This is a genomic window from Clostridia bacterium (assembly GCA_014360065.1).
Classification (GTDB): domain Bacteria; phylum Bacillota; class DSM-521; order Neomoorellales; family JACIYF01; genus JACIYF01.
Genome location: JACIYF010000015.1, coordinates 1 through 12,949 on the forward strand (window position 1 = coordinate 1; position 12,949 = coordinate 12,949).

A 12,949-nucleotide genomic window follows, 5' to 3' on the forward strand; every position below is an offset into this window, starting at 1 on the left:
CCCCACCTTGCCAGGCTCTCCAGCTTGCTCCTGGCTTTTCCCTGGGGCAGTTTGCTAATCCATTGAAAATAGTCTCCCTCTTCCATAACCATAACGGGCGACAAACAATCAACCACTCCTATATGGTGACCAATGGCCAAGGCATAATACTCCAGCTGCTTAACCTCAGGCGGGGCGTCTTTTTCGTCCACAAACCTCTTGCACAGCTTAAAGAATTTTACCTTACCCGGCATTACGGCCTACCCTCTCCACCTTCTGCATATAAATTTTGTGCAAGCTCAAAAAAATTTCGGCCAGTCGCGGATCTTTCTCCTGCTTGATCAGCTCTTTGATCTTCCGGTCGACTGCCAGCGGGTCTCCTTCCCTGACGAACTCGAGATATTGGGCGGCTATGCGCCGGCCATGCAGGTAACCGCTCAAACGGCGGGCCTCCCGCTCGATGTCTCTGGCCAGGTCGGGGCAAACTCCCTTGTATCTCGGAACAACCCGGGTAACCTCCCTTTCTACAAACTGCTCTCCTTTAATCTTTTGTTGGAGTAAATCCAGGGCTATAGCCATGCCGTACAACGTCGCTGCCGGAGTTGGAGGACAACCGGGAATATATACATCTATAGGGAAAATGCTGTCAGCCCCTCCCCACACACTGTAACAGTCGTGAAAGATACCGCCGCTACAGCCACACGCGCCGTAGGCTACCACGATTTTGGGATCGGGTGCCGCTTGATACGCCCGTATGGCCGGCAGCCGCATGGCCCTGGTCATGGGGCCGGTGTAAAGAAGAACATCGGCATGCCGGGGAGAGGACACCACCTTCATCCCCAGCCTCTCCGGGTCGTAAACAGGAGAGATAGCAGCAAAAATTTCAATCTCACATCCATTACACCCTCCACAGTCCACCCGGTAGATATAGACAGATCGCTTGATGACTTTCTTAAGCCTTGCCTTCAGCTCTGCCAGCTTTAACTCCTGGTCCATATCACTGTCTCCCTCCCGGCACCCTACCCGTGCCCCCGAGGGCTCCGGCTGCGCTCACCGCTGCCTTGCGGCGCCGGCACTCCGGGCATACCTTCAGGAGCTGCTTCCAGCCTTCGTGGCCGCTCTCCGACAATCCCGCCTGCTCCAGGCTTGCCAGCACGTATTCCAGTTCGCGGCAGGGTGCAAAGTATTCGCCACAGGAGATACATTTACAAAGCTGGATCTTAGCCTGGCAGTACAGGTCCTCCTTTCTGGCGGCGGCCAATTCAAACTCTTCTGAAAGAGCGATGGCGCCCGTAGGGCACACCTCATCGCAGCGGCCGCAGAAAATGCAGCGGCCGTAGTTTAGATTCCAGGATTTAATCCCCCGCTCTAAATCGCAGTCCATAGTAATGGCATTGGGCGGGCAAGCGGTAGCACAGGCGCCGCACGCTATACAGCGGCTAAAGTCGTAAACCGGTTTGCCACGAAAGCCAGGTGCTACTTCCATCGGCTTAAAGGGGTACTCAACCGTGGCTTCCCCGACCTGTAGCGCTTTTCTAAGCAATTTTAGCATGCTGGGAATCCCCCTTCCTTTTGCTCGCTTACGGCCGAGCTAAAGTTTTAGCGGCGAGTATTTCCTTTCCCGGCAGTACTGTTCCAGCTCTTTGTAGGCGATCGTCCTCGCCTTCTTTTTACGCACATCGACCACGGTAACCCTTTCAGTGCAGGAATAGCAGGGGTCGATGCTGGCCACGATGAGGGGGGCATCGGACACCGTGTTACCCCGAAACATGTACCTGAGGGACGGCCAGTTGTTGTAGGTAGAAGCTCGCGGCCTCCATCGGTACACCCTCTGGTTGTTTCCTGTCATTACCCAGTGAACATTTTCTCCCCTGGGGGCTTCAGTATATCCGAGGGCGAAGGTGTACGGTTTATAAGCAAACCCTTCCACGAGGACCGGGCCGGGAGGCATTTCGGCCAGACACCTCTCAATGATTTTAAAGGACTCATATAGCTCTGCCGCCCGCACCAGTTCCCTGGAAAGAACATCGCATCCATCCTTGGAAATGACATCCCAGGGTACCTGGTCGTAGGCTCCATACGGATGGTCCGCCCGCGTATCCCGCACATACCCGGAACCCCGTAGATTAGGACCCACCGGGCTAAAGTCCCGGGCTACCTTGGGGTCTAGGCAGCCTACTCCTTGGGTTCGCGAGATAAAGTTGGTGGTATTTAGCAGCAAGTCAATCAGTTCATCCAGTTCGACTCGGATCTCTGAGATCAGCCGCCAGACCTGGTCCCTCTCATCTTTTAAAATATCCCGGCGTACGCCGCCAATAAGGTTCATGCCGTAGGTTTTTCGGCCTCCAGTAAGAATTTCGGCCATTTGCATAGCCTTCTCCCGTACCCGGAAGAAATGCATAAAACCCGAATCGAAACCCACCAGGTGAGCCGCCAGCCCCAGATTCAGGAGGTGGCTGTGTATTCTCTCCACCTCTAGCAGGATGGTGCGGATATACTGGGCCCGCGGCGGTACCTCAATCCCGTTGGCAGTTTCCACTGCCGAAGCATAGGCCACGCTGTGGGCGTAACCGCAGATGCCGCAAATCCGCTCGGCCAGGAAGGTAACCTGGTCGTAGTCCATGCGGCTTTCGGCCAGTTTCTCTATACCCCGGTGCACGTAGAAAAGGCGATAGTCAGCGTCCACTATATACTCGCCATCGACAAAGAGCCGGAAGTGCCCGGGCTCGTCGGAAGTAATGTGTAGTGGCCCCAGAGGTACCTCGACAATACCCTCCCCTTCTACCTCGATAAACTTGTAGTTTTCTTCCTCTGCTACCGGGTCAGGACGAAAACGATAATCCATGGCGTCCTTCCGCAGGGGATATAGGTTATCTGGCCAGTCATCGGGCAATACCAGTCTCCGCGCATCCGGGAGGCCTACCGGCTCCAGCCCAAGCATATCCCGCACTTCCCGTTCGTACCATACGGCCGCCGGTACCCGCGGAGTTACTGAGGGAAACTCCGGTTTATGGGAAGGAACCAAGGCCTTTACTGTTAACCAAAGGTTTTTATGGGGATCCCGCTCTTCCTCGATGGATAAAACGTAGTATACCGCAAAGTGTCCGTTCAAGCTGCGCTCATCATTCCCGACAACATTAGAAAGCCACCCGCCCTGCCGGTAATATGTCTCTTCCACAACTTCCGGGAGGGAGTTGAGTTCAACCGTCAGGGTTACTTGATCCGGTGCTTGCCAGCTCTCTTCAAGGATGACCGCTCCAAACTTAGACCGCAAGGCCTCCACGTATTTTTTCTCGCCCTGTTGGGATTTCATTTTATTCTGCATGCTATGCCAACCTCCTGTTGTCTCTAGCTTAACAAGATCAAAGCAATGTACTGGGAAATCAGCGTCATAATCATAAGAATGGCGAGAACAAACTTGATCGCCCAAGGAGGTTTAGCCGCAGTGGCAACTACATCCGAGGGTGTACCCAAGACGTTTGTGCCCATCCACTTCAGGAACCAGATGAAACTTCCAACAGATTCAACAATTGCAACCATAATCAGGGCAAGGATCAGCGGATAGTGCTTACCAATCTCAAAACCGCCAATTATGATCATGAATTTGCTGAAAAAACCATTGAAGGGAGGAACGCCCGTAACGGCCATAACTGCGGCGATAAAACCTAAGCCTACCACTGGAAGTTTATTCAGAATCCCCTTGAGTATCGAGAGCTGGCGGGTACCGGTGGTATAGGATAGCGCACCTGCAACCAGGAAGAACAGCCCCTTAGCAAAAGCGTGGTTAAATATGTGGGACACCGCTCCGTTAAAGGCCATGCTTGAGCCGTAGATAGAAATGGAGATGGCCAGGAAAATATAAGAGAGTTGGGTGATCGTCGAGTAGGCGAGCAGTCGCTTCATATCATCCTGGGGGAAATACATGAGAAAACCGTAAATCATGGTGACTACCGCCATGATGGCCCCGACCTGGCCGATCACTTGGGGAACCGCCTCGGTTGCCAGGATGGCTCGGGCAAAAATGTAGACCCCAACCTTCACCATCGAAGCGGCATGCAAATAGGCACTCACCGGTGTCGGCGCCACCATGGCCCGGGGGAGCCAGGACTGGAAGGGAAACTGAGCGGACTTGCCCCAGCAGGCGATCAGGATTCCGATAAAGGCAATGGTTTTTCCAGCTTCCGTTAGTTTATTGAGGGCAGCCACAGAGAAGCTGCCAGCGTTTACATAAAGATAGGCAGTAGCCACATAGAGTCCCAACCCGGCGGCGTGAGTGAGTACGATGGCCATGAGTGCGGATCTTCGGGATTCTTGATCCCCGTAAAATCCGATTAAACCCCACGAGCAGAGACCGGTCATTTCAAAGAAGAACAGGAGCCCGAGGAGCGTGGAAGAGAAGACCACCCCTGCCATAGAGCCGATAAAAAGCAGCATGAGCGCATAAAACCTGGGAATCCCTTCTTTAATGGGATGCTCCCTGTTGTCAGGACTCATGTACCCGGCCGAGTAGGTGCAGATCAGCCAGCCGATGAAAACTACCATGAAGTTGGCCAAGGCGCTGAGACTATCTATAGTTACACCATATAAGGTGATACCGCTTATAGTCACCAGTTCCCGGGTGAAGCTTACGCGGTTGACCGCAAAAGCGATCAGTAAAAGCAAACCGCTGACAAAAGCCAAGAGGGAGAAAAACTGACTCACCTTTTTCACGTGTCGCTCCGGCAAAAATAGCACAAGGGAACTTCCCAATACCGGCAGCAAGATGCTTCCTAGGGCATACCAAACCATCTAAATCTCACCTCCCAGGACAACGCTGACTGCGCTCTGCAACAATTGATTCAACGGGGCAGGTAAATGTACCCCCAGCCCGGCCATGAGCACGAGCAGGATCCCAAGAGGCAACAAGGTCAGCCAACCGGCGTCACCCCGGGGCAGGTCCTCCGGAGGAAAACCGAGAGCCGCCTCGCCTATAAGGATAAAAAAGGCGACAAAGACGATGACCAGGAAGATAAGAAAGAGTATCATCGGCCAGAAATGCCCAGCTTGCAGGCCAGCCATCAGGGTCATAAACTCGCTTGCGAAGATGTTGAAAGGCGGTGAACCGGCCACAGCCAGAAGCCCGGTCGTGAACAGAAATGCAGTAACGGGTGCCACCTTGAACATACCCCTAATCTTTTGGGAGTCCCTGCTACCATACTTGAGAGCCACATTTCCCACCGTACAAAACAAAAGGGATTTAGTGATGCTATGGTTGATAGCGTGAAAGAGCGCTGCAAGCACTCCCAGCGTCCCTCCTGCGCCCAGGCCGGTGGCGATGATGCCTACATGCTCAACACTACTGTAAGCCAGCTTCCTCTTAACATCAGGCTGCACTAGTATGAAGAAGGCCGAGACTCCCACAGAAAGCAGGCCAAAGATGAGAAGCAGAGTCTGCGGGAACTCCTTGCCAACTGCCTGCAAAGCAATGGTATAATACCTTAGTATCGCAAATAACGCGCATTTCATCAGTACACCCGACAGCAAGGCGCTCACCGGGCTCGGAGATTCGCTGTAAGTATCAGGCAGCCATGTGTGCATAGGAACCAGGCCCACCTTGGCGCCGAAACCGATCAAAATGAAGACAAAGGCCAGTTTCATCACTTGCGGGTCGAGACCCCGAGCCATCCCTACCAACTCGGTCCATAGCATCGCCCTGTGAGCATCCTGCACCATGGCAAAGGCATTGGAGTAGGTCAGGATGGTCCCGTACAGGGCAAAAGCCAGGCCGACGCTACAGATCAGGACATACTTCCAGGCAGCTTCCGCCGATGTCTTGTATTTATAGAACCCGACCAGGAAGGCCGAACCCAAGGTGGTTGCCTCCACCGCCACCCACATAAGGGCGATATTGTTGGATAGGGCAGAAAGAATCATGGTCAACAAGAGTATGTGGTAAAAACCGTAATAGGAGCAGACGCCCCTCTCATCTACCTCGCCATGCGCTAGGTTATATCGCATATATCCTATAGAGTAAAAGCCGTCCAGAAACCCCACTACCCCGATGATAAGAACTAGGACCGCCGTCAGGCTATCGGCGTAAAGCATTCCATTAAGGGCGAGCAGTGTTTGTCCGCTCAATACGTACTGCGCCAGCAGCAAGGAGAGAAGAGCCACGATACTGCTCCCAGCAAAGTGCACAACCTCCACCATACGCCGGGACCTTAGCCCAAAAGCCAACAGGGATGTTCCCAGCGGTACCGCGGGCAGGTAGAATAAAATATTCTCCCCCACTTCTATCACCTAACCCTTTAGTAGTGTGAGCTTATCCGTGTCCAGGGTGCCGAAATCTTTGAAGAGGCGCCTGGCAATAATTGTCATGATCAGTACGGCAAAGATAGCGTCAGTCAGGATACCGATCTCTACGGTTTCGGGAGCATTGTAGGCCATGATGGCCAGGGTCAAATGCGACCCGTTTTCCATCAGGCAATAGCCCAATATCTGCTTAAGGGCATTTCTTCTAGCAAGAATGCAGAGCAACCCGAGGAGAAAATGAGCTATAGAAACCGCCAGCGCAACCTTCAACTTTAATACCGCATGCATATGAAAAGGCTCGACTACCACAAACGATAAAGCCACCAGGCCCACCGCCAGAAAAATAGACGAGCTTGTCTCCAGTGCCGGCCCCTCCTCTTGGATCCCTACCTTTTTGAGGGTTCTGAGGATGAGATAGGGTACCAGGAAGGTCTTGGTAATGAGGGCAGTAATGGACCAGATGTACAGCGGTTCTGCTTCCATAAATACGGCCAGGGACAGAAAAATCGCCACCAGGACCAAGGATTGGATGCTGTACATGTACGCCGCCGTCTGGAGCTTTCGGGTTTCCACTACCAGCATCGAGGTCAGGATGAGCAGCACAGCCAGGGCGTTGACTACGCTAGTACCGGACACTATCTTATCCCCTCCCGCACCTTTAAACATTGGCCAGGTAGAAAACGAAGGACAGCAAGGCTATGCCGAAAGCCACCCAGGTTACTGTGGGGGCCTTAAAAAGGAGCAATCTGGCCATGCTGTTTTCCAGCAGCGCAGCGATCACGTAAAAACCGGTAACCTTCAACAAGAAGGTAGCCATGGAGACCAGAAGGGAGGAAGTGCTAACCACCGCCGCGCTCCCAAACGGGAAGAAAACGGCCAGAAACAGGGCGATAACCACAACCTGCTTCATGTACAAACTCCACTTCAGGACAGCCAGGGAGCGCCCGGAATATTCTGTAAGGGGTCCCTCCTGAATTTCCTGTTCTGCTTCCGCCAGGTCAAAGGGGAGCTTGCCGGTCTCGATGAAGGTGGCAACAGCAAAGGAAGCCATGCCCAGCCAGACTGCCGGGCTATAATATGATATCTCACCGGCCGCCACCTTCTGGCTGATTATTCCCAGGTCGGTCGACCCGGCGAGAAGGGCAACCAGGAACAGCACCAGGATAATAGTTGGCTCCACGAGAACGGCCAGGGCCATCTCCCGGCTGGCGCCTATCCCGCCGAACCCGCTACCGGAATCCAGACCTGCAAGGGCAAAGAAGAAGCGGACCACGGCAAGCAGGTAGACGACAGCGATGAGATCACCGGCTATCCCCAAGGGTGACTGCAGGGTTAAAATCGGAATCACCATGGCAATGAGCAGGGTGGTTGCCATCACTATAGAAGGGGTAAGCCGGAAGACCCAGCTGGCCTGGGCAGGTACCACTTCTTGCCTTTTTATGAGTTTAAATATATCCCGGTAGTTCTGAAAGATATCGGGACCTTTCCTAGAGTGGAGCTTCGCCCTCAAAGTGCGGGAAAGGCCCGTAAAAATAGGGGCTACTAGCAGGACAAACAAGGCCTGCACCAGACCGATGAGGAGCAACTGGTTACCGGGCATCTTTTTCTCCTCCTATCTGACCGTCGCTATCAGTAGGACTACCAGCGTTACGATTATATATAGGCAATACAGCCGTACATTCCCTATCTGGAGGGCTTGCACCCGTTTGCCCAGATACACTGTACCCCGTACCAGGGGCCTGTAGACGTAATGTTCCCACATCGCCTCCACGCGGGCGACGTAGACCACTGCTCCCTTGAAATATAACGCAATGATATAGCCTGGCCTCGCGAGGGTAGCCCTGAGCAAATAGGCCGGGCGGAAAAGCACGCGCAATGGTTGGGCAAAGGCAGAAGATGCGTACACCATCCGCGGCGAATACTTATATCCGCATGCCCACGGCTCAGAATCGATACGCCGCCCGGCCTGCATTCCAGCTTGCATGCCAACAATTAACAGGGGTAGCGTGACCAGCCCCACGAGGAGAAGGGCAATGAGCGGGGTGGAGAGCATGGCCCGGGCGCTACTTACCGGAAATACTAGCAGGCCGTCACTTACCCGGACCGGGGAGGTGCTTAGCAGCGCCGAGGCCACATTGCCAATATAAGGAGCAACAACCGGCGCACCCAGCCCGAGGGCAATGCAGCCAGCTGCCAGAATCGCCATCCCGGTAAGCATCGGCACCGGCACTTCCCTGGCCTCCCGCGCGGGATCGCTGCGCAAAGGACCGGTAAAAGTGGCCCCGTAGGCTTTTACAAAACCCATCGCCGCCAAGGCGCCCGTTAGAGCCAGCAGGGTAGCAGAAAAAGGCGATAGCACCTTGATCGTGAGGATACTGCTGGTGCTCGCCATGAACAGCGATTGATAGATAAACCATTCACTAACAAAACCGTTGAGGGGAGGAATAGCTGAGATGCCCAAGGCGCCGGTCAGAAAAGCCAACCCGGTCCACGGCATTCGCCTAGCCAATCCGCCCATCTCCTCCATGTTTTTCGTGTGGATGCGATAGATTACCGAACCAGCCCCGAGAAAAAGCAAGCCTTTGAAGACAGCATGGTTTATCAGGTGATAGAGCCCCGCCAGCATACCGAGCACTCCCAGAGCGGGCTGTCCACTGGCTGCGCCAATCATCCCAACACCGGCGCCCATCAGGATGATTCCCACGTTTTCGATACTGCAATAGGCTAGCAGCCGCTTGAGATCATTTTCACTTATAGCGTAAAGCACACCCAGAACCGCCGAGATGGCTCCGAAGGCCAGTACCATAAGACCCCACCACCAAACGGAAGCCCCAAGGAAATCGACACTAACCCTGATGAGGCCATAGATAGCGGTTTTAATCATCACACCCGACATGAGGGCGGAAACGTTGGAAGGAGCCACCGGGTGAGCCCGTGGCAGCCAGATATGGAGTGGCATAATGCCGGCCTTGACCCCGAACCCGAAGAAGGCCAGCAGGAAGATCAAATTCTTGGTCGCTGGTGAAAGGTTCGCGCTACGGAAGGAGGCAAAATCAAAGGTGCCTGTATAAAGAAAAAATAGGATAAACGAAAGCATAATCATTGCTGTCCCAGCATGGGCCATCAAGAAATAGATAAATCCGGCATTGACAACCTCCTGGTTTTCCTGGTCAAAACTAACCAGGAAATAGGAAACCAGGGTCATCAGCTCCCAAAAAATGAGAAAATAGAAGGCATTGCCGCTGGTAACTACCAAAACCATGGACGCAATGAAAATGTTATTTAAAAAGCCCAGTACCCCAGCGCCCTTCCCGACATACTCCTCCTGATAAGCAAGGGAGTAAATAGCTGTAGCGGCGGCCAGCAGCGAAATGACCAGCACCATAAAGGCAGAAAAGAGATCGACCTGGATAATAAAGCGCGCAAAGGGAATAAAGTCCGTCGCTTCCATCGTAAAGCCCGTTCCACGAGCGAAGACCTGAATGGCCGAAGCCATCCCGGCGCTTGCTGCCACAAAGGCGCTTATTCCTGAAGCATAGTTGGCAATTTTACCGGCTCTATTCAGCGCCAGGGAGGCAACTGCTCCGGCAGCATACAGGAGAATGGACAGCAGAAATAGCTGCTGAACGAGCATTTAGACTTACCTCCAGCTCCTCAAAATAGACACTACATTAGCAGCAGCACTTCTTTTGAGCTTGCTCAATTTTGAGCCACGAGGCGGGGGAGGGGCCTCCTTCACCCCGCCCCTGCCCTAAACCGCTATCTGGTAATGAAGTGGCGGTTGCCAGGCGCCGCCCGGTTTCAAACCTTTACTGCGGTCCTGAATACCCTTTAACCCCGACGGAAGTGGCGGCTGCCAGGCGCCGCCCAGTTTCAAATTCCTCCACGGTCTGGAAGACCAGGGCCCCGGTGGGGCAGGCCCGGACGCAAGCCGGTACACCCTCCTCATCCACGCACTCCTGGTCGCACTTTATAGCCTTGCCCTCGCCCCGCCCCACCGCACCAAAGGGGCAGGCCATGGCACACATCCAGCAACCGATGCACTGGGTCAAGTTAACCACATTAACGCCATCTTCCCGGCTGTGCATCGCACCCGTCATACAGACAGCCACACAAGGGGCATCTTCACATTGCCGGCAGACGGCCGGGGCTTTCACCTGACCTACCTGGTCCACGTAAATGCGCTTCTGCGGCTTTTCGCCCCCCAGGAGAGCCCCAAACAAGTCTCGGGCTGCGGTGTGGCTTATGGCGCAGGCCAGCTCACAGGAATGGCAGCCCATACACCGGTCATAACGGACGAAGATCTCCTTCCGTATCATCGCCGCCCACCTCCCGGAACGCTGAGCCCCAGAGCAGCCCGGCGCTCATCGATGGCCGCCAGGAGCTTTTGGGCCGCGGAGTCGGGATCGAGGTCCACGATGAAGTAACCACCCGTCAACTCCCGGACTTTGTCCGTCAGCACCTTGGTGACCAGGGGGCCCCCCAGGACCGGCAGCATGACCCCCACGTGGGTGGGCAGGCCCAGAGCCACGGCATAGGTCCCGATGGAGACCGCCTTCTCCGAAACCGCTTCGGGCGCCGAGGCCACCACCGGGAGCTGATCCGTATCTACGCCCAGCCGGTCGGCTACCGCCACGGCCACGGCCACCGCCCGCGAGTTGTCTACGCAGGAGCCCACGTGCAGCACCGCCGGCAGAGGCCCACCCAGGCCGTTGGCCTCGCCGATGGCTGTCAGGACCGCCTTCAAGCCCTCTCCGCACAGCTCGCCCACGTTGGCCGGATCCAGGAACCCGTGGCGCATGAGCGCACCCGCCCCGCAGCCGGTAGCCAGGACCAGCACGTTTTCTTTCAGGAGCCTGCGAGCAACTGCGGTAAAGTTCTGGTCCTGCGGGACCTTGACGTTGTTGCACCCGGCGAAGAGGCAGACACCCCGAATATTGCCGGAGGCGATCTGGTCGAGCAGGGGCTTCAAAGGATCCTCGGCGTTTAGCTTGGAGAGGGCTGCTACGATGGCCTCCACGGAGAAACCTGCGACCACCTTGGTCTTATATGGCGGTATGTCCACCGGCTTACCCCGGCGACGGGAGAAGGATTCGATGGCCAGGCGGATGATCTGTCTGGCGTTCTCCCCGGCTGTCTCCTCTGAAAACTCGATGTGGATGGCCCCGGGGATCTTGGTGATCTCCATGGTAGTGATCAGCTTAGTGCCCATGCATTCCGCCACCGTAGCCAGGGAGGGCATGATGCACTGGTAATCTATCACCACAGCATCCAGCGCACCGGTTACCAGGGCCATCTCCTGGCTCACCGAGTGGGTGCAGGCCGGAATGCCATGCCGCATCATCACCTCGTTGCCGGTGCAGCAGATGCCCACCACATTGATGCCGGAGGCGCCGGCCGCCTTGGCCTCGCCCTCCATCTCCTTGGCCACTGCCACGATCACCTCAGAAAGGACCGGGTTGTGGCCGTGGACTGCCACGTTGACGGCGTCGGCCTTCAGCACACCCATATTGGCCTCGGTCACCACTGGCTGGGGAGTGCCGAAGAGGATATCGGCCAGGTCAGTGCCCATATAGCAGCCGGCCAGGTCCGCCACGCCGCAGCGCAACCCGCCCAGAAGCAGGTTCACGGGGTCCGCGTCCACGCCGTAGAGGGTGCGGTGCATGATATCGGATACCTCGTAGTCTATGCCCTTGGGGAGCAAACCTTTTTCCGCAAAGAGTTTGGCCCGCTTCTTAGTCACTGTGGTGGCTGCCCACATGACCGGCGTCTCTTTCTCGTGAAAGTCCGCCAGGGCCGCCTCCGCCAGGTCCAAGGCGATCTCGGCGATACTCTTCCCCTCGGTGGGGATGCCGAGGCGCCCAGCCACAGAGCGCAGCTTAGCTTTGTCCTTAATAGTATAGTCACGTGCCTTGCCCTTTGCCGCCAGCTTCAGGGTGTGGGCCAGGTGTCTGGCATGGCCGGAGTGGGCCGCCGACCCGGCCGCGATGGCCCGGTCGAGGCCCCGGGCTACCATCACATCCGCGGTGGCCCCGCAGATGCCGGTCTTGGGCTCGCCGCCGAAGGGATCAATGCGGCAGGGGCCCTGCAGGCAGTGCCGGCAGCAAAGCCCGGTTTCACCAAAGCCGCACTGGGGAAGCATGGCCTGGTAGCGGTCCCAGACCGTCTCCACCTCCAGGCGCCTGGCCTTTTCCGCCATTTCGCAAACCGCCGGGTCCAGAGAAACGTTACATGACTTGGCCATCAGCATCAACCTCCTTGAAGAATATGCTTGAAGAATATGCGGCAACGCCGCAGGCTTTTAAACTTTGGCTCCGGCTGCCCAATCACAGCTAGGCCTCCTGTCTGGTCTTCCAGTAGCCAGCGAAGGCTAGGTACCGGCCTTTCCTCGGAGAGCCCCAGGACCATTCCCGGGCTACTGTCAGCATCGGCATCAACGGCATATACCTGGTAACCTTGCTAGGCAAAATGCTTGATTAAACCGGCAGCGATGGTGGTTTTGCCGACGCCACCTTTCCCGGAAATGGCCAGCTTCACATGAACACCTTCTCTGTTCAGCTAAAAGGTTAAAAGGTGTAAAATTAGGTTATAAATCAAGTTTTCAATAAACATGTAATAGCGAAACAGCTCTTTTTGGCTTACAGCAAAAAGCGTGCCAAAAGAAAAAGGCCGCCAGGGC

At 55.5% G+C, this 12,949-nt stretch carries 11 protein-coding genes; all 11 read right to left on the reverse strand.

The window, feature by feature from the left end; genetic code table 11:
- On the reverse strand, positions 1-233 hold a 233-nt coding region (locus H5U02_04130), incomplete at its 3' end, for a formate hydrogenlyase (GenBank protein ID MBC7341623.1).
- Positions 223-975 (reverse strand): NADH-quinone oxidoreductase subunit B family protein, encoded by a 753-nt coding sequence (locus tag H5U02_04135; GenBank protein ID MBC7341624.1) that lies wholly within the window; start codon positions 973-975, stop codon positions 223-225. The genes H5U02_04130 and H5U02_04135, both read right to left, overlap by 11 nt.
- Position 976: 1 nt before the next feature.
- Positions 977-1,531: a 4Fe-4S binding protein gene (locus tag H5U02_04140; GenBank protein MBC7341625.1), complete on the reverse strand. Its 555-nt coding sequence runs from the start codon at positions 1,529-1,531 to the stop codon at positions 977-979.
- A 39-nt stretch (positions 1,532-1,570) separates the two neighbouring features.
- On the reverse strand, positions 1,571-3,292 hold the full coding sequence (locus H5U02_04145) for a hydrogenase large subunit (protein MBC7341626.1): 1,722 nt from the start codon (positions 3,290-3,292) through the stop codon (positions 1,571-1,573).
- Positions 3,293-3,327: 35 nt separating this feature from the next.
- Complete coding sequence (locus H5U02_04150) at positions 3,328-4,767, reverse strand: hydrogenase 4 subunit D (protein ID MBC7341627.1); 1,440 nt, start codon at positions 4,765-4,767, stop codon at positions 3,328-3,330.
- Complete coding sequence (locus H5U02_04155) at positions 4,768-6,249, reverse strand: hydrogenase 4 subunit F (protein MBC7341628.1); 1,482 nt, start codon at positions 6,247-6,249, stop codon at positions 4,768-4,770.
- Positions 6,250-6,258: 9 nt separating this feature from the next.
- Entirely contained in the window at positions 6,259-6,906 is a 648-nt protein-coding gene (gene hyfE / locus H5U02_04160) for a hydrogenase 4 membrane subunit (protein ID MBC7341629.1), read from the reverse strand.
- Between the two features lie 22 nt (positions 6,907-6,928).
- Positions 6,929-7,870: a respiratory chain complex I subunit 1 family protein gene (locus H5U02_04165; protein MBC7341630.1), complete on the reverse strand. Its 942-nt coding sequence runs from the start codon at positions 7,868-7,870 to the stop codon at positions 6,929-6,931.
- 12 nt (positions 7,871-7,882) lie between these two features.
- Positions 7,883-9,904 carry a hydrogenase 4 subunit B gene (hyfB, locus tag H5U02_04170; protein ID MBC7341631.1) on the reverse strand — a complete coding sequence of 674 codons (2,022 nt, stop codon included), beginning with the start codon at positions 9,902-9,904 and terminating at the stop codon, positions 7,883-7,885.
- A gap of 175 nt (positions 9,905-10,079) precedes the next feature.
- Entirely contained in the window at positions 10,080-10,589 is a 510-nt protein-coding gene (locus tag H5U02_04175; GenBank protein ID MBC7341632.1) for a 4Fe-4S dicluster domain-containing protein, read from the reverse strand.
- Positions 10,586-12,514, reverse strand: a complete 1,929-nt coding sequence (gene cooS / locus H5U02_04180; protein ID MBC7341633.1) for an anaerobic carbon-monoxide dehydrogenase catalytic subunit — start codon at positions 12,512-12,514, stop codon at positions 10,586-10,588. Before cooS ends, H5U02_04175 begins: the two co-directional genes overlap by 4 nt.
- Positions 12,515-12,949 lie beyond the last annotated feature (435 nt).